This is a genomic window from Flintibacter hominis, assembly GCF_014287965.1.
GTDB classification, from domain to species: Bacteria; Bacillota; Clostridia; order Oscillospirales; family Oscillospiraceae; genus Lawsonibacter; species Lawsonibacter aceti.
In genome coordinates, this window is sequence record NZ_JACOPO010000002.1 from 312,552 (window position 1) to 329,912 (window position 17,361).

Annotated in this window: 14 protein-coding genes; 2 read left to right on the forward strand and 12 right to left on the reverse strand. The window is 55.8% G+C overall.

Annotated elements, in window-relative coordinates:
* Positions 1-26: 26 nt before the first annotated feature.
* From H8S11_RS04775 to H8S11_RS04800, 6 genes are all read right to left on the reverse strand, one after another.
* The gene (locus H8S11_RS04775; protein WP_186852369.1) at positions 27-1,163 is read right to left on the reverse strand and encodes a GNAT family N-acetyltransferase; all 1,137 of its coding nucleotides are present in this window, start codon (positions 1,161-1,163) and stop codon (positions 27-29) included.
* A gap of 173 nt (positions 1,164-1,336) precedes the next feature.
* Positions 1,337-2,086, reverse strand: a complete 750-nt coding sequence (locus H8S11_RS04780) for an SDR family NAD(P)-dependent oxidoreductase (protein WP_186852370.1) — start codon at positions 2,084-2,086, stop codon at positions 1,337-1,339.
* A gap of 88 nt (positions 2,087-2,174) precedes the next feature.
* Positions 2,175-3,545, reverse strand: coding sequence for a dihydrolipoyl dehydrogenase (gene lpdA, locus H8S11_RS04785; RefSeq protein ID WP_147572863.1), 1,371 nt, complete (start codon positions 3,543-3,545; stop codon positions 2,175-2,177).
* Positions 3,546-3,558: 13 nt separating this feature from the next.
* Entirely contained in the window at positions 3,559-5,142 is a 1,584-nt protein-coding gene (locus tag H8S11_RS04790) for a dihydrolipoyl dehydrogenase family protein (protein ID WP_186852371.1), read from the reverse strand.
* A gap of 17 nt (positions 5,143-5,159) precedes the next feature.
* Positions 5,160-6,230 carry an alpha-ketoacid dehydrogenase subunit beta gene (locus H8S11_RS04795; protein ID WP_186852443.1) on the reverse strand — a complete coding sequence of 357 codons (1,071 nt, stop codon included), beginning with the start codon at positions 6,228-6,230 and terminating at the stop codon, positions 5,160-5,162.
* Entirely contained in the window at positions 6,230-7,210 is a 981-nt protein-coding gene (locus tag H8S11_RS04800) for a thiamine pyrophosphate-dependent dehydrogenase E1 component subunit alpha (protein WP_240288741.1), read from the reverse strand. The genes H8S11_RS04795 and H8S11_RS04800 overlap by 1 nt, the downstream gene beginning before the upstream one ends.
* Before the next feature lie 640 nt (positions 7,211-7,850).
* Here H8S11_RS04800 and H8S11_RS04805 point away from each other — a divergent pair.
* On the forward strand, positions 7,851-9,047 hold the full coding sequence (locus H8S11_RS04805) for an ABC transporter ATP-binding protein (protein WP_186852373.1): 1,197 nt from the start codon (positions 7,851-7,853) through the stop codon (positions 9,045-9,047).
* A 130-nt stretch (positions 9,048-9,177) separates the two neighbouring features.
* Here H8S11_RS04805 and H8S11_RS04810 read toward each other — a convergent pair whose 3' ends face one another.
* Genes H8S11_RS04810 through H8S11_RS04825 form a run of 4 tightly spaced genes read right to left on the reverse strand, consistent with a single transcriptional unit; the run spans position 9,178 to position 13,017 of the window.
* A complete protein-coding gene (locus H8S11_RS04810; RefSeq protein WP_186852374.1) occupies positions 9,178-10,140 on the reverse strand; it encodes a hydroxyacid dehydrogenase in 963 nt (320 codons plus the stop codon).
* A gap of 11 nt (positions 10,141-10,151) precedes the next feature.
* Positions 10,152-11,003, reverse strand: a complete 852-nt coding sequence (locus tag H8S11_RS04815) for a DUF6282 family protein (protein ID WP_186852375.1) — start codon at positions 11,001-11,003, stop codon at positions 10,152-10,154.
* 15 nt (positions 11,004-11,018) lie between these two features.
* The gene (locus tag H8S11_RS04820) at positions 11,019-12,272 is read right to left on the reverse strand and encodes an SLC13 family permease (protein ID WP_186852376.1); all 1,254 of its coding nucleotides are present in this window, start codon (positions 12,270-12,272) and stop codon (positions 11,019-11,021) included.
* Positions 12,273-12,315: 43 nt separating this feature from the next.
* Positions 12,316-13,017, reverse strand: coding sequence for an RraA family protein (locus tag H8S11_RS04825; protein ID WP_147572873.1), 702 nt, complete (start codon positions 13,015-13,017; stop codon positions 12,316-12,318).
* Positions 13,018-13,147: 130 nt separating this feature from the next.
* Here H8S11_RS04825 and H8S11_RS04830 point away from each other — a divergent pair, with 130 nt between their 5' ends.
* Complete coding sequence (locus H8S11_RS04830; RefSeq protein ID WP_186852377.1) at positions 13,148-14,116, forward strand: LysR family transcriptional regulator; 969 nt, start codon at positions 13,148-13,150, stop codon at positions 14,114-14,116.
* Positions 14,117-14,188: 72 nt separating this feature from the next.
* Here H8S11_RS04830 and H8S11_RS04835 read toward each other — a convergent pair whose 3' ends face one another.
* On the reverse strand, positions 14,189-14,794 hold the full coding sequence (locus H8S11_RS04835) for a cytidylate kinase-like family protein (RefSeq protein WP_186852378.1): 606 nt from the start codon (positions 14,792-14,794) through the stop codon (positions 14,189-14,191).
* Positions 14,795-15,337: 543 nt separating this feature from the next.
* The gene (locus tag H8S11_RS04840) at positions 15,338-17,305 is read right to left on the reverse strand and encodes a TRAP transporter permease (protein ID WP_186852379.1); all 1,968 of its coding nucleotides are present in this window, start codon (positions 17,303-17,305) and stop codon (positions 15,338-15,340) included.
* Positions 17,306-17,361: the final 56 nt, after the last annotated feature.

A 17,361-nucleotide genomic window follows, 5' to 3' on the forward strand; every position in this document is an offset into this window, starting at 1 on the left:
AGCATCAAACGGTCATCCACCCGGCCTCAGGCCAGGATGGGATAAGGGCACGGGGGAGAGAACAGTTCAAGGGCCATACGGTCCCGGAAGCCCCGCATAGGGGTAAAGGTAAACCGCTCCACCACCCGCTGGTCCTCGGGCAGCCGAGGAACAGAGACGGTCAGGACACGTTTCCCCTGATACCGAAACACATGAGCCGCATATCCGAACAGTTGTTCAGTATAACCCTTGCCCTGAAGCTCTGGCAGGACAAACATGGTCCTGACATGGCCGCAGTCCTCAGGAGTCTCCTCCTCGTTTTCCATCCAGACAAAGCCCACAGGGCGGCCCTTTAGGCGGCAGACAGCCAAATAATCCGGATTGTAGGCCGTCAGCTCTCTGGCCCGTGCCAGCCACTCCGCTTCGTCAAAGGGCACTTCCGCTCCCTCTGTCTGCCGGGCGTGGGCTCTGGCCAGTTCCTCCAGGACCTGACTCTCCTTGTCTAAGTCCACCGGGTCCACAGCCATATTGATGTCGGCTCCCGCTACGCCGCTCCAGGCCCGCCGCAGTTCCGGCGGGAGGTGGGAGCCGTCATTCATGTACTCCACAGAGAAATTGCCCTCCCGGTCTACATGAATCAGGCTGACCGAGGTGTTGTCCCCATGGCCTACCACTTTCACATCAGACATGGGCCGCCCCATCATAGCGCATAGGCCAGCCTTGATGGTACAGGAGTGGGATACGCACAGGGCATTCCCGTCCCCCACTTCCCGGGCAATGCGCCGCAGGCCGAACAGCAGACGGTCTGCCACCTGCTGAAAGGTACTGGCCCCCGGAGTAGTATTGGCCCAGGGGTGCTCATCCCAATCTTTGCTTTCTTTGGGATATTCCTTGGCAATATTGCCCCAGGCCATATCCTCCCAGACACCAGTGGTGACTTCCCGCAGGTGGATCCTCACTCGGATGGGCAGCCCTCGCTCCTTGGCGATGGGCTCCACTGTCATGATAGAACGGAAGGCGTCGCTAGAATAGATGCCGTCGATAGGGATATCCCGAAAACGGCGGCGAAGCATCTCATTTTGCAGATAGCCCTTCGTGGTGACCAGAGCGTCCGTCTGTGCCTGAGTCCGCCGGCAGGCGTTTCCTTCTGACTCGCAGTGCCGGACCAAGTAAATGTTTGCCATTCCAGATTCTCCCTCCATTCCGCCTCGTTACTATTAGTAAAATTTTAACGATTTCTTTTAAGAATTTTCAATTTTATTTTACACATATTTTATTACTTAGTCAAGATTTTTTGTTTAATTCTTGTAAAAATTGTGTAAAATATCTCCTTAAATGTTTTTTAATATTATTAATATTACATATAAAGGCCGCCGTTTATATTCATGGCATCACCAGTCACATAGCTGGACAGGTCGCTGGCGTAGAACAGCACCGCGTTAGCAATGTCCTCGGCAGTGCCGTACCGGCCCAGGGGGATATAGGTCTTGGGGTTCTTCTGGGACCAGGAGAGCGTTTTGCCCATCGGCGTCAGGATATTGCCAGGACACACAGCGTTGGAGGTAATGTTGTATGCGGCGCCATGAAGCGCAAAGCATTTGCTCAGGTTCAGGATGCCGGCCTTGGCCGCCGCATAGGAGGCGTCAGAACTTCGGCCGCCCCGCAGCGCCGCCAGAGAGGACATATGGACGAGCTTGCCGTAATTCTGCTCCTTCATGATGGCAAATACCGCCTGGGTGCAGAAGAACATAGCCTTCAGGTCAATGTTCATCATCTTGTCCCAGCTCTCCAGACTGATCTCCTCTATAGGTGTGGAGCCGGTAATGCCGGCGTTGTTGACCCACACATCGATCCGGCCGAACAGCCCCTTGATCTCCTCAACCTTCTCCTTGATATGGTCAAAGTCCGCCACGTTGAACAGCACACACTTGGCCTGCCCCCCCTGGGCGATGATGTCGTCCACCACCCTCTGGGCCGTTTCCATATTGATGTCAGTAATGACCACCTTGGCCCCAAACTCCGCCAGGCGGCGGGCAATCGCCTCGCCAATTCCCCGGCCGGAGCCGGTGACCACGGCCACCTTATCTCGCATAAACATATGGTCCATTGACCCGATCTCCTTTCCTGTCGGGCAGGCGGGGTCATCGCCGCGCCCGCCCCTCCGAAGGGCGGCAGGAGGCCGCCCTTCGGGTCCGTTAAGCCTTATGAACCGCGGCTCCGAAGGCGTCCAGAGCGGCCTCCCGCACCATCTCCGCCAGAGAGGGGTGGGCCACTACCATCCGTTCCCACTCCTCCAGAGTCAGCTTTTTGTCTACCGCCAGGGCCCCAAAGGCAATCAGCTCAGAGGCATTTTCCCCGACGATGGTAACGCCCAGAGTCTGCTTGGTGGCCTTATCCGCCACCACGAACACCCGTCCGGAGGCTCCCTCCGCCAGTGCCATACCATTAGCGGAGTAGTCAAAGGTACCCAGAGCCGGATCAAAGCCGGCCTCTTTGGCACTGTCCGTATTCAGTCCCACAGAGGCAAAGCAGGGATTCGTATAGACGCAGCTGGGCACAGGTGCCCGGTCTTTGGGCGCCTTGCCTGTCAAGATATGGGTCAGAGCCGCTTCGCCCTCGGCGTAAGCCGCATGGGCCAGCTGGATCCCTCCCGCTACATCCCCGATGGCGTATACGCCCTTCAAATTTGTGCGCTGGGCGCCGTCTACCAGGATGTGCTTCTTCTCGCTCAACTTCAGTCCCAGGGCCTCCGCGTCGATCCCGGACAGATTGGGGCGTCGTCCCACCGCCATCAGCACCTGATCCGCTTCTACGCTGTCCTGCTTTCCGTCCAGCTCATAGACCGCCCGCAGGGCGCCGTTTCCTTTCTCTACCCGCAGCATCTTAGCCCCGGTGAGAATACGGATCCCCTGCTTTTTCAGCGCAGATACCACCATATTGGCAGCTTCCTTCTGATCCCGGGGCAGCAGACTGGGCAGCATCTCAATAATCGTGATCTCAGTGCCGTAGCAGGCAAAGGCGCTGGCCAGTTCCAACCCGATGACACCGCCGCCCATCACCACCATACGGCGGGGCAGCCGCTCCAGATTCAGCGCTCCGGTGCTGTCAATCGTCAGCTCATGGCCGGGGATGGGCACCGTCATGGGGACCGAGCCGGTGGCGATCACCACATTTTTCCCCTTGTACTCCTGTCCGCCGCAGCGGACCACCCGGTTTTTCTCCAGACTGGCCTCGCCGTTTATCACGGTGACGCCGCACTTTTTCAGCAGAAACTGTACGCCGCCCACCAGCTTGGCCGTCACTTCCCCTTTGCCCTTCTGAATCTTGCGGAAGCTGAAAGAACCGGCATCCCGGAAAATCTCCCTGTCTACCAGCGAGCGGACCTTTTCCATGGCGTTGGCCTTGTCCACCAGGTATTTAGTAGGGATGCAGCCCACGTTCAGGCAGGTCCCACCCAGATGCTCCTTTTCAAACAGGGCTACCTTCTGCCCCTTTTTAGCCGCGGCGATGGCTAAAGAGTATCCCCCCGGGCCGCCGCCCAGCACCAAAATATCAAACGTTTCCACAGCGAATTCCTCCTCAGCCCAGCATCAGGGCAGGATTCTCCATCAGCAGCTTCAGCTCACGCAGGAACTGGGCTCCATAAGCTCCGTCAATGATCCGGTGATCGAAGGACCCGGTCACGCTCATCATATGGACGGGCTGGAACTGCTGTCCGTCCCAAACGGGCTGCACAGCGATCCGTCCCACCGCCAGGATACAGCTCTCCGGCGGATTAACGATGGCAATAAACTGATCCACGTCAAACATACCCAGATTGGAGATGGTAATGCTGCCACATCCCATGTCCGAGGGGGCCAGTTTGCTGTCCCGGGCCTTTTTCACCACCTGGCGGTACTTGTCCGCAATCTCCTCCAGCCCCATTGTGTCAATTCCCTTTACTACAGGGACCAGCAGAGCGCCCTCCAGACCCACGGCCAGACCCACATTGGTATGGCGGTAGACCCGGACCTCGCCGCCCTCGCAGCGGGCGTTGACCAGAGGGAACTTTCGGGAGGCCACGGCGATGGCTTTGGCCATAATGTCGTTGTAGGATAGCTTGACGCCCCGCTTCTCCTGATAGCTCTGCTTGAGGGCCATGCAGGCCTCCATATTGATATTTACCGTACACTGCCAAGCCGGGATGTTCTGGACGGACTCCAGCATCCGGCGGCCGATGACCTCCCGGGTCTTGGTCATGGGCAGGACCTCATATTCCGCCTCGGCGGGCGCAGCAGCCGGAGCGGGCAGGGCCCGCTCCGCCGCCAGAGCCGCCGCCTGGGCTGCACGCACATCCTTACGGGTAAGCATCACCCCATTGGCCGGAGTCAGACCGGCCAGCTCCACACCCAGCTCCCGGGCCAGCATTTTGGCGTTGGGCATAGCGGGCCACAGGGCCTTGGCTACAGCGGGAGCAGCGGGACGAGGGGCGGGAGCAGCGCCCTTGATGATGGGGATATATTCCTCCTCATCCAGAACGCCGGCGGCAGGAGCGGCAGGGGCGGCTGGTGCCTGAACCGCAGGAGCGGCAGCAGGACGGGGGGCAGCGGCTCCGCTCCCGATCATCATCAGCACATCCCCGGAGGTAACATCGTCCCCCTCCTTGACCAGGATCTCCAGTACGGTGCCGGCCAGGTAACTCTCTACCGGCAGCACCGCCTTGTCTGTTTCCGCCTCCACCAGAGTATCGCCCCGTTTGACCTTGTCGCCCACCTTGACCAGTACGCTGGTGATCCGGGCCGCGTCGGTGGTCTGGCCGGCGGAGGGCATTTTGATGGGCTGGCCGCCGGCCGCCGACGCCGGCTTCTCCGGTTCGGGCCGGGCCGCCTGAACCACAGGAGCGGCAGGGGCGGATTCCCCGCTCCGGACATAGCTCTTCCGATCCTCCTCAGAGCCCACGGCTACCAATACATCTCCGGCGTGGACATCGTCGCCCTCCGCGACCAGAACATCCAGCACGACGCCGGCAGCATAGCTCTCTACCGGCAGGATCGCCTTATCAGTTTCCGCCTCTACCAGAATATCGCCCCGCTTCACCGGATCTCCCGCCTTTACCTTGACGCTGGTAATCCGGGCTTCATCGGTGGTCTGTCCGGCAGAGGGCATTTTGATCTGCTGTACCATAGTTCGGTCCCTCCCGATCACAGCCTGGCCAGTTTGCGCGCGCCCTCAATGATGCGCTGGGTAGAGGGGATCACAAACTGCTCCAGCGGCGGAGAGAAGGGGGTAGGCGTATCTGTGGCGCCCAGGCGGACAATAGGCGCATCCAGCAGGGTGATGGCGTTCTCAGCTACATAGGAGCCCAGTTGAGCGCCCCAGCCGCAGTTGTAGTGGTCCTCGTGGACGATCATCAGCTTTCCGGTCTTCTCCAGCGAGGCCAGCACCGTATCATAGTCGAAGGGGACCAGGCTGCGGGGGTCGATAATCTCACAGCTGATGCCCTCCTTCTCCAGCTCTTCCGCAGCCTCCATCGTCCGATACCACATCAGCAGGTTGGCCACGATGGTTACATCCTTGCCCTCCCGGCGGATGGCCGCCTTTCCAAAGGGAACGGTGTAATCTCCCTCGGGCACCTCGCCGGCGGAGCTGAGCTGGCCGGCCTCCTTTCGGGAGCCTCCGTACAGCAGCTTGTGCTCGAATACCAGCACCGGGTTGTTGTCCCGGATGGCCTGCTTCATCATGCCCTTGGCATCATAGGCGGTAGAGGGGCAGATGACCTTCAGTCCGGGCACATGAGTAAAATAGCTCTCCAGGCTTTGGGCGTGCTGGGCACCGCGGTTGGTGGCGCCGCAGGGGGCCCGCATGACCATCGGCACAGACACCTGACCGTTGGACATATAGCGCATCTTGGCCGCCTGATTGACCAGCTGATCCATCATGCAGAACAGGAAATCGCCATACTGCAGGTCGGCCACCGGGCGCATCCCCGCCATAGCCGCGCCGACACACACGCCGGAAATCATGATCTCCGCGATGGGCGTGTTGATGACCCGAGCCTCGCCAATGGGCACCGGCGTGCCGCCGAAGCCCTTATCGTCAGCGGATCTCACATTAGCGCCGAACTCGTCAGCCAGCCCCTTCGTAACGGTAAAGGCGCCGCCCATACCTCCGGGGATATCCTCGTCCTCACCGATGCAGAATACGGTGGGATCTCTTCTCATTTCTTCCGCAATGGCGCTCTTGAGCGCGTCAGCGATAGACATCACAGCCATCACTCATCATCCTCCTTAAACACGTTGATCAGAGCGTCCTCGTTGGCCGGGAAGGGCGCCTGCTTGGCGTATTCCACCGCGTCCTCGATCTCCTGCTCGATAGCCGCCTCTTCTTTTTGCAGTTCCTCCTCCGTGATCACGCCGTGTTCCAGGATCTTCTTCCGGAACAGAACCACAGGGTCCTTGGCAAACCACTCGGCCTCCTCCTCCTTGGGGCGGTAGCCGCAGGCGTCGTTTCGGGAGTGTCCGCCGTGGCGGTAGGTCTTCAGCTCCAGGATAGTAGGACCCTCCCCAGCCCGAGCCCGAGCAATGGCCCGCGTAGCAGCCTCGTTGACAGCCAGCACGTCGTTGCCATCTACCACCTCGCTGGGAATGCCGTAGATGGCGGCCCGGTCGGCGGCCACGTTCTCCTGCAGGCAGGTCAGGCTGATTGAGGTGGTGGCAGAGTACAGGTTGTTCTCGCACACAAAGATCACCGGCAGCTTCCACAGGCCGGCCACATTCATCGTTTCATGGTAGGAGCCCTCATTGCTGGCCCCGTCGCCAAAGAAGCAGACCACCACATTGTTCTTCTTCTGCATCTTAAAGGCCAGAGCGACACCCGCCGCGATGGGCAGGTTTCCGCCAACGATGGCGTTGGCCACCATAGCGCCCACAGAGATGTCGCCGGTGTGCATAGCGCCGCCCTTGCCGCCGCAGCAGCCCTCGGCCTTGCCGAACATCTCACACATCATGGCCTTGACGCTGATACCCTTGGCGATATCATGGCCGGCGGGCCGATGGGTGGAGGCCATCCAGTCCTCATGGCTCAAATCGTAGAGCATACCGACGGCGCTGGCCTCCTCGCCAGTGCTCTGGTGGATGGTGCCGGGCATGATGCCCTCTAAAAACAGATAGTAGATACTCTCCTCATACTTTCTGATCTCGTACATCTTTTTGTACATTCCAAGGGCTTTTTCTTTCGATGGGAAATCGCTCATGATCATATCCTCCTGCTCATTACATTTTGCCGGCTGTGCCGTATTCCTTCCCACTGTTTTCCAACCAGTCCCGTCCCTTCTCCCCCTCTTTTTATTACTAATATTTTATTTCCTCGAACGTAAAGCAAGTATACTTCTAGCTCTTATTTTTGTCAATAATAGACTGAAAATAAATTTTTTCAAATCTAATTTATCTATTTTTTCTCAACCTTCTTTTACTCACGTTGTTTTTTTATTTTTCGAACAATATTTTATTTTCTTTTATAATTATTTATTTTTACTAACATTTTTCTTTTATTTTTCTTATTTTTTACATTTCATTTCTCTTTTTATTAATTACTAATATATTTTTCAGGTTGATGGTATTCCTCTTTACCTTTTTATTCGGCACTTTTTACCTTCATTTTACTTGTGTTTCCCAAAATCATCATGTATAATAGCCAAAATCGAGCGATCGATTTAGATCAGGCCGGCAGCCTACTCCATTCTTATAGTCTGTCAGGCTAATAAAGTAAGGAGGACCAAATATCCGCGCGGCTTGCGGTACAGCAGTGTGGAGACCTGCTGCAACGTCCGCGGAGTTCCGCTCTCCGCGGGCAAGGGGTCACAGGCAGAGGCCGTGACACCAAAGCCGATCACTATGGCGACTCTCTCCCTTAGAAACATCAAAAAGATCTATCCCCATGCCAGCAACGGCAAGAAAAAGAAGGCTTCCAAAAAAGGCGAGGCTCCCACAGGCGAAAAAGCCAATCTTGAGGTGACCTCCCAGGGCGTGGTAGCTGTCCAGCAATTCAATCTGGATATCGCTGACAAGGAGTTTATCGTACTGGTCGGTCCCTCCGGCTGCGGAAAATCCACCACGCTTCGGATGGTCGCCGGTCTGGAGGAGATCTCAGAAGGCGAGCTGTACATTGACGGCAAACTGATGAACGACGTAGAGCCCAAAGACCGTGATATCGCAATGGTCTTCCAGAGCTATGCCCTGTACCCCCATATGACTGTATATGAAAATATGGCCTTCCCCCTGAAGCTTCGGAAAATGCCCAAAGACGAGATCGACCGCAAGGTGAAAGAGGCCGCAGCCACTCTGGACATCACCCAGTACCTGAACCGGAAGCCCAAGGCCCTGTCCGGCGGCCAGCGTCAGCGCGTTGCCATCGGCCGCGCCATCGTGCGGGAACCCAAGGTGCTCTTGATGGACGAGCCCCTGTCCAATCTGGATGCCAAGCTCCGCAATCAGATGCGCTCCGAGATCATCAAACTGCGCCAGAAAATCGATACCACATTTATGTACGTTACCCACGATCAGACCGAGGCTATGACCCTGGGCGACCGTATTGTCATCATGAAGGACGGCTTTATCCAGCAGATCGGCACGCCTCAGGAGGTCTTTGACCACCCGGCCAATCTGTTCGTTGCCGGCTTTATTGGCACGCCCCAGATGAATTTCTTTGATGCCAAACTGCTTCTGGAAGGTGGGCGCTATTTTGTCACCACCGGGGCGGTCAAGGTGGAGCTTTCTGAAGAGAAGCAGCAAGCCCTAGCGGCGAAGAAAGTTTCCGCCCAGGATGTCACCTTAGGCGTCCGCCCCAACCACATCATCCTCAACGACGGCACCAACGCCATCGAAGCCACGGTAGATGTGTCAGAGATGATGGGCAGCGAGGTCCATCTCCACGCCAACACCCAGGGCCGGGATGTAATTATCATTGTCCCCACCATGGACATCTCCGGCAGCCATAAGGAGACATTCTCCTACGGCGCCAAGATCAATTTCACTTTCGGCGGCAACGTATGCCACATTTTTGGTGCTGACGAGAACAATTTGGAGCTTTAATCCGCTCCAGCAAATCGTTTCTTTTTGATAACAGATGAGACCGGAACCCCTACGGGCTCCGGCCTCATCGTTTCAGCAAGGAAAAGAGCGCGGGCCCCACTGGGGCTCCGCGCTCTTTTTTGGTCAATCGTTATCCAATCAGGTCCCGCAGTTCAGGGACGATGAACTTGGGCGTACGGCCGGAGAAAAAGTCGTCGATGGCCTGGGCACAGGCCAGGGAGGACCGGGTGGATGCCTCCTTGGTCGCGCCGCCGATGTGAGGGGCGACCAGTACGTTCTCCATGTTCAGCAGAGGATTCTTTAGGTCGAAGGGCTCCTGCTCCACCACATCAAGGCCGGCTCCCGCGATCTTCTTCGCTTCAAGGGCTCGGATCAGCGCCGCCTCGTCTACGATCTTTCCTCGGGAAGTGTTGATGAGAAAGGCGCTCTCCTTCATCAGGTCAAACTCATGGTCACTGATGCTGTGAACAGTGTCCTTGGTAGCGGGTACATGGAGAGACACATAGTCGGCACAGCGGAACACCTCGTCCCGATCCTCTGTTAATTGAATGTAGTCCGGCAGCTCCCGGGCGAAGGGGTCATATGCCACTACCTTCATATCAAAGCCAAGCGCCGCTTTCTTCGCCACCAGTTTTCCGATGTTGCCCGTGCCGATCAAGCCCAAGGTCTTGCCCTCCAGCTCGGTCTTTGGGATTCCCATCTTGGCATAGCGGTAGTCGCTCTCGCAGTGGGCCATCACGGCCTTAAAATTCCGGGAGCAGTAGAGCATATAGAAAATCGCCAGCTCCGCCACCGAGATGGCGTTGGCCCCGCCGGCAGTGGTGACCAGCACCTTATTGCGGCGGGCAGCCTCCAAGTCAACTCCGTCATAGCCCGCCCCATGGCGGGCTATGATCTTCAGTTTGGGGGCGTTGTCCAGTATCTTCGCGGTAATCTTAGCGGTCCGGACAATCATGGCGTCACAGTCAGCCACATCCGCCAGCACATCCTCCTCCGCAAAGCCACGTCCATCCACCACTTCATAGCCGTGGTCACGGAGATAGGCATAGCCTTCGGGTAGAATCGGCTGGGGCAGTAAAACCTTATAACTCATTATTACACTCCTTAGTCTGCGGAGGACATCCCTTCCAGCAAACGCTCAGGCACTTGCCGCATCATGATCCCCAACTCTTTTGCGGTAAATCCCTGGGTCATCAGCACCCGGGCATATTCCTCCATACCCTCGTCAGAATAGAGGGAATTCAGCTGACCAAAATCTGTGGTCAGCAGCACATGTTCACATCCTACCGCCCTGATTTGCCGGGCGATTTCCTCGATAGATGTCCTGTTGTGGTATGTGGTAAAAAAGCTGTGTTCCACATAGGCTCCCAACGCCACGGCCTCCTGCTGTTGTTGGATCGAATAGCAATCGGCCGGGTTATCCGCATGGGTCAAGACAACGGTGCAGCCTCGCTCTGCCGCAGCCCGGACTAGAGCCATACCCTCATCGGCCCCAATGTGACCAGTCCCCACCACCATTTGGTGTCGTGTGGCCACATCCAGCACTTCCAGCGCCTGGGGCAGGAGATTTCCCTTTTCATCGCAGACCGACAAAAACCGGGACAGGTCTGCACTGGGCTCGTTCCGATGCTGATATTGCTGGTATGACCGGGCCTCCAGGGTGGGAAACCAGACCAGCTTGCCGCCCGCCTGGGCGGAACGCTCCACCGCATCGGGATTTACACCCCCAACAGAACGGTTCAACGTCACGCCGCCCGCAACTCTCAGCTGAGGAAATTGCTCTTGAAGGAGTTTCGCCCGGACGGCAGTATCGAAATAGTGATTCTTGATCGCGCACCCGGCCATTCCCCGATGGACCAGCCGCCGGGCCAGCTCCAGATCTCCGCATTTCCGCTGAACTACATCAGGAGCCGTATGGATATGCAGGTCATATGCGCCCTTTAGGAGGTCTTCCATCGTGCACCTCTTTCTTTAGTAAGGCAGGAAAATCGGAACCAGCGCAACCACCACCACATAGGTGACCAACAGCATAGGCAGACCAATCTTGCAGAAGTCCACAAACTTGTAGTGGGTCCAGCCGACCGTCATCATGTTCTGGGGCGCAGCAAAGGGGGTGGCATAGGAAGCGGCACCCGCCAAAGTGATAGTCATGGCCACAGGATATGGGCTGACACCAATCTGCTCGGCAATGGAGATGCCGATAGGCAGGAACAGCATAATAGAGGGAATGTTGGACATGAACTGGGTCAGGATGGCGGCGGCAAAGAAGATCACAGTCGTAACCATAAAGGGACTGGGATTTTCGCCCAGGATCTTCAAGATTAGTTCCGCCACGGCATCACCCGCGCCGCTGTTCTTGAATCCGGTTGAAATTGCGGTAAGAGAACCAACCAGCAACATGCAGTTCCAGTCAATAGCCCGTATAGCCTCCTGGACAGTCATACACTTGGTACCCACAATGATCAGAGCACCAATCACAGCTGCCACATGCATAGGCATGTTCTTGGGGCTGGCCGCGATCACCACCAGCACGCACAGCAGTGTAATCACAGAAATAGCGGCCTTTCTCTTGTCCAAGGGCTTTTTATCGGTCTTGGCAAACTCAGGAACATAGCCGGTGTCGGGGATCAGCTTGCGCCCTATAAAGGTGAAGTACAGGGTACCCAGGATGCAGATACCGATGCCGAAGGGAGTGATGCTGAAGAATCCGAAGGGAGTAATGCCCAATTCACTCATTACACTGTTGGCCGTGGCGTTGGAGCCGACACCCACCAGGGTCACAAAGCCTCCAAACTGAGCGCCGAACAGCAGGGAGAGCAGAGCCTTGGAGGGACCAACTCCGGCGGCGATGCACATGGCGGTAACCAGGGGAGCCATTGCAGTCATCACACCAATATTGCTGCATACAGAGCTGAGGGCGCAGGACACAATCAATGTGGCAAGAATGATATTCCTTTCACTTTTACCCGTTACACGAACCATCTTTTCACCAATCAAATCGGTGATGCCGGCGTGGAACAGGGACGATCCAATCACCATCATACCAGCCAAAAGAACGATAGTTGTGCTGTTATAGCCGGTAAAGATATCATCAATGGTAATTAGACCAGTGTAGGCGAACGCGATAGACGCGCCAATGGCAGTGACGATGATGGGAATCGGCTCCCAGATAAAGAGGACGACAGTGATTGCCAGAATGATCAGTGCGATCGTAATTGGACTCATGGTTCTCTCTCCTTATGTCGTTGTATTGGCGGGAAATATGTGTTCAGGGCCGGTATACGTCGTCGATGATTTCAAACCCCTTTTCTTCCAGTGTCTTTTCCACCCAGGCCCGGTTTGCAGTACCCTCTCTGGCCGCAATCAGCTTCTTTTCATCCGCGGCCTGGAATTTCTTGGCCTCCTCCAGAATCACGGGAGCGTCTTTTCTGGGGATCACGATCACTCCGTCAGGATCAGCCAGGATAATATCCCCAGGGTTAACACTGACACCGCCGCAGGAGATGGGCACGTTGATCTCGCCGGGACCCTCTTTATAGGGGCCGCCAGGGGTAGTTCCGGTGCAGTAGACCGGGAAATCCCAGTGTCCAATCTCGTCGATGTCACGAATGGGGCCGTCCAGAACGATACCGGCGATTTTTTTGGTATACTTCAGGTAAGCCATCATCACCTCGCCCATCAGAGCTCTGGTATCGTCCTCCTCGTTGGACACCACCAGCACATCCCCCTCCTGACACAGGTTCAGCGCCGCGTGGAGAGCCAGATTGTCCCCCGCCCGGCCCTTGACGGTATAGGCCGGACCCACCATCATCTGGTCCTTTGGCTGACTCACCAGCTTGATACGGGGGTTCATGGCACAGCTGCGGCCCATGACATCGGCGGTGTTGGATGCGGGAATGCTCTTAAACTGCGCCATGATCTCGGGGTCCGGCATCTCGCGCTTGAGGTAGATCCTCTTGCCAACAGACATAATCAATTCCTCCTCTGCTTTCCTTGTTTTTTGCGTTGCGGATTTTGTAGTTTCATAGTAATATAGTGGTATGCAAAAATCAAACGGAGTTTTTTTGAGTTTTTAACAAAAAAATTTTGTGGAGGTATGTATGGATCTGACCAGTCTATATTACTTCTCCGAGTTGGCAAAGGACCTGCATATGACTCGCACCGCCAACCGCCTCTTTATCTCCCAGCAGACGTTAAGCAACCACATCCAACGTCTGGAGGACTACTATGGCGTTCGGCTGCTTCACCGCAAGCCGTCCCTCTCCCTGACTACGGCAGGGGAGTTTGTGCTGGCCTTTGCGGAGGTGATGATGAAGGAACAGACCAATCTGAAGGACATTCTGTCCGATATCGAGCAGCAGGAGCGGGGCGTCCTCCGTTTCGGCGCCAGCGCCTTGCGCTTAAATATGTGTTTGCCCGCTGTCCTGCCGCAGTTCTCTGCCCGCTATCCCAATGTGGACATCCACATTACCGACACCATCACACCCCGTCTGGAGCCGCTGGTATTAGACCGGTCCCTCGACTTTGCTATCACCCTCAACGGGGAGGAGCACCCCAAGTTGGTCACCCACCACCTGATGGACGACCAGGTCTATCTCTGTGTCGCGGACTCCCTGCTTCAGTCCTACTATGGAGAACAGGCCCCGATGCTGAAACGGAAGGCCCTCTCCGGCGCCCATGTGGAGGACTTCTCCAAGCTCCCCTTCTGCATTTTTGACAACCGTATGGGACGCCAGATCAACCAGTGTTTTGAAAGCGCCAATTTGATTCCCCGCGCCTATATCACCAGCACCTATACCCAGGCCGGCATCACCGCCTGTTTCCAGGGACTGGCCGCCTGCTTCTGCTCCCAGGCGAACCTGGTCAGCCAGCGGGACAACATTCCTTCGGATATCAACATTTTTCCCCTGCTTTACCGGAATGAGCCCCTGTCCCAGCGGCTCTCTCTCATCCGCATGAAGGACCGCTATCTGTCCCACTATTCCAAATTCTTTTTGGAGCAGCTTTTCGGCTATTTCAGCGACGTGGAGCGCACCCGCATGGAGCGTCTGGGACAGATCTCCGACTGATGTTTCCGTCCGTCTGGTAGCAAAAGCGCCGGCTGGAAAGAGTATCTTTCCGTCCGGCGCTTTTCTATTCTATTATCTGGACCGGACCAGTTCCACGATCATGGAAACACACTTTTCAACGCCAATGACACCGCTGTCCAGAGAGAGGTGGTAGTTCTGGCAGCGCCCCCACTCCCTGCCGGTGAAGTGCTTATAGTTGACCTTTCGCCTTGTGTCCTTGTCGCGCAGCCGCTCCTCCGGCTTCTTCTCGCTCTCACCGTACAGACGGACGATCCGGTCTGCCCGGAAGGCAGGAGCGGCGTGGACAAAGATATGGAAGGCGTCTGGGTTATCCTTCAAAATATAGTCGGCGCAGCGGCCTACGATCACACAGGAACCTTTTTCCACTAGATCCAGAATGACCTGGCGCTGCATACACCATAGGAAGTCGGAGGCGTTCATGCCGCCCATGACATCAGCCCGCCCACTGAAGGCGGCGAAATAGGCCAGAATGGACTTTCCAGGCGCGTACTCCCCCGCATTCTCTACATACTCTGGCGCGAAGCCGGTCTTCTCCGCCACTTGTTTGATGAGTTCCTTGTCGTAGTAGGGGATCTCCAGAGCCTCGGCCACTGATTTTCCGATACTTCTGCCCCCGCTGCCAAACTCCCGGCTAATGGTAATGATTGTCTTGCTCATATTCGTTCCTCCTCATTTAGCTCTCGATAGATTTTTCGGATGACCGGCGCCACAATCAAAAAAGTCAACAGGTTTAACCCCGGCATAGAATTCAGGACTCTATCCAGATCCTAAAAGCATCGGCAGCGGCAGGTAGGAGCACACGCAGAGCACAGCCGCGTTCCCAGTGCCCCGATGAGCCCCCTCGGCGCGTCCCGCTCCTATGCTGATGCTGGAAAAGCAGCCGTCCTGATTATCACTTCCGCCACCTGTGCCACCATGGTGATTGGACAGGCCACCATATTGGCAGCAAAAATCTGCTTTATCATATTATACAACGCCGCGGCCAATAAGGAAATAGTACGTGGTATCGCATATTTTCCCATCAGGACGCCCAGCCCCTCCCGCCTTTTTCAATTCCTCGGGATTTTGGAATTTTTATCTTCAAGCAAGCTGTTCCAAATTTAAACACTTTATGGCAAGTGGGCAAAAAAGGGCTCGGGACTGTCATCAACAGTTCCGAGCCTCTCACATATGTTATAAAGAATTCCTATGTATGTCAGGCTACACAGATTGCTTTATCTTCTTCCATTTTCTCATGTTAATCAAGATCAGGAGAAGCGCAATAGCAAGACCGATCAGGTCTGTCACTGTTCCAGGAATGAACATTAACAGACCACCTACGATAAAGGCTGTCCGTTCCAGGATATTCAGTTTCCACAGCAACCAGCCTTGGAAGGCCGCGGAAATCACAGCCGTACCAACAATGGCTGAAACCGCCACCGAAATAATATCCACCACGTTGCCTTGCATCATCATTGCCTCATTATAGCAGAAGGCGAATGGCACCATGAATCCGGCAAAGCCCAGTTTGCATGCCTCGATTGCCGTTGTCATGGGGCTTGTCTTTGCGATACCAGCGCCAGCATAGGCTGCCAGGGCTACAGGAGGTGTAATGGCAGACAGGCAGGCAAAATAAAACACGAACAGGTGGGCGGTCAGCGCAGGCAGACCTAGCTTGATCAGGGAGGGAGCCAGGATAGAGGCGGCAATGACATAGGCCGCTGTGGTGGGCAGGCCCATGCCCAGGATAACACAAGTGATAGCAGTAAAGAGCAGTGAAGGGAACAGCAAGCCGTGGGCCGCTTGGATCATCATGTCACCGAAGATGACTCCGATACCGGTGAGAGACACCATGCCTACCACAAATCCGGCGCAGGCACAACCGATAACAATGGACATGGAACTAAAGGCGGATTTTGCCATGGCAGGCAAAATGCTTTTTAGGGTGAATCGCTTTTTCTTGTCAAAAAGCATGATAACAGGCACTGCGCAGGTCGCCCACAGGGCGGAGTACAGCGGGGAATACTGGGCCACCAACAGGCAATACAGCAGGATCGCAATAATCAGCAGATAGATCCAGCCGGTCTTCATCACGTCCCGGGATTTGGGCACATCCTTGGGATCCATTAACTTGATGTCCGCCAACTCTGACTGGCTGACAACCGCCACTCCGCAGCCCCAATAGTATAACAGGGCAGGAATGACGGCGGCAATACAGATCGTAATATACTGGTTTTCAGTAAATGCCGCCATTAGGAAGGCACCGGAGCCCATAACTGGAGGAAGTATCTGGCCGCCAGTGGAGGCCACCGCCTCCACACCGCCAGCAAAAGCGGGCTTGTAGCCGCGGGACTTCATCAGCGGAATGGTAAAGGTGCCCGTGCCCACCACGTTGGCTACGGCGGAGCCGTTAATGGAGCCCATCAGTCCGGAGGCCACCACTGCAGAGAGGGCAGGGCCGCTCTTGATTTTTCCGGTCAGGGAGATAGCGATGTTATTGATGAAATCGGAACAGCCGGAGGATTCCAGAAATGCGCCAAACATTACAAACATGAAAATGACGGTGGCCGACACACTCATTGTCGTACCAAATAAGCCGTCCAAGTCGGTGGCCAGGAAGGAACAAATACGCTCCAGTGAGTAGCCCCGGTGAGCAATAGCCCAAGGCAGATGGGGCCCAGCCAAGGCGTAGGCCACAAAAATCAGAGCTAACACAGGCATAATGTAGCCCAGCACACGCCGGGCACACTCCAGAACTACCAGACCCAGAACCGCACCAGCAAAGACGGCCATCCATGTTGTCTGGCTCAGGCGTTCGGTCATGTGATGCACCTCATCCTGGGCCATCCACCAAGCCAGCCAAGTGAGGGCGATCAAGGCAATATCCACCACCCGGCAAAATATCCGGAAGCCTTTATTCCCGGCAAACTTGTCCTTAAAGACGTGCTTATAAAGGGGCTGCGTCAGCAACACTAAGGTAAGGGCAAAGCTGAGATGGACACCTCGCTGTGTCACAAAATCAAACAGGCCGAAGAACCCGGTGTAGATATGAAAGATCGTCATGGCAATCGCCACAATGGTAGCAATCTTGATAAATTTGTCCTTTCTCCCATCTTCTACGGCTTTGGCCGCGGCCAGTTCGCTGTCCAACGAGGTTATGTCAATCTCCTTGTACTCTTTTTCTGCCATAAAATTGAATCCTTTCCTTACTACAGATTCACACAGTATCGTGTCCTACATAAAGA

Coding starts and splice junctions, on each gene's coding strand:
- H8S11_RS04805 (WP_186852373.1), top strand. CDS start 7,851: ATGGCGACTCTCTCCCTTAGAAACATCAAAAAGATCTATCCCCATGCC.
- H8S11_RS04835 (WP_186852378.1), bottom strand. CDS start 14,794: ATGAGCAAGACAATCATTACCATTAGCCGGGAGTTTGGCAGCGGGGGC.
- H8S11_RS04830 (WP_186852377.1), top strand. CDS start 13,148: ATGGATCTGACCAGTCTATATTACTTCTCCGAGTTGGCAAAGGACCTG.
- H8S11_RS04790 (WP_186852371.1), bottom strand. CDS start 5,142: ATGGTACAGCAGATCAAAATGCCCTCTGCCGGACAGACCACCGATGAA.
- H8S11_RS04780 (WP_186852370.1), bottom strand. CDS start 2,086: ATGGACCATATGTTTATGCGAGATAAGGTGGCCGTGGTCACCGGCTCC.
- H8S11_RS04820 (WP_186852376.1), bottom strand. CDS start 12,272: ATGAGTCCAATTACGATCGCACTGATCATTCTGGCAATCACTGTCGTC.
- H8S11_RS04840 (WP_186852379.1), bottom strand. CDS start 17,305: ATGGCAGAAAAAGAGTACAAGGAGATTGACATAACCTCGTTGGACAGC.
- H8S11_RS04795 (WP_186852443.1), bottom strand. CDS start 6,230: ATGGCTGTGATGTCTATCGCTGACGCGCTCAAGAGCGCCATTGCGGAA.
- H8S11_RS04800 (WP_240288741.1), bottom strand. CDS start 7,210: ATGAGCGATTTCCCATCGAAAGAAAAAGCCCTTGGAATGTACAAAAAG.
- H8S11_RS04775 (WP_186852369.1), bottom strand. CDS start 1,163: ATGGCAAACATTTACTTGGTCCGGCACTGCGAGTCAGAAGGAAACGCC.
- H8S11_RS04815 (WP_186852375.1), bottom strand. CDS start 11,003: ATGGAAGACCTCCTAAAGGGCGCATATGACCTGCATATCCATACGGCT.
- H8S11_RS04825 (WP_147572873.1), bottom strand. CDS start 13,017: ATGTCTGTTGGCAAGAGGATCTACCTCAAGCGCGAGATGCCGGACCCC.
- H8S11_RS04810 (WP_186852374.1), bottom strand. CDS start 10,140: ATGAGTTATAAGGTTTTACTGCCCCAGCCGATTCTACCCGAAGGCTAT.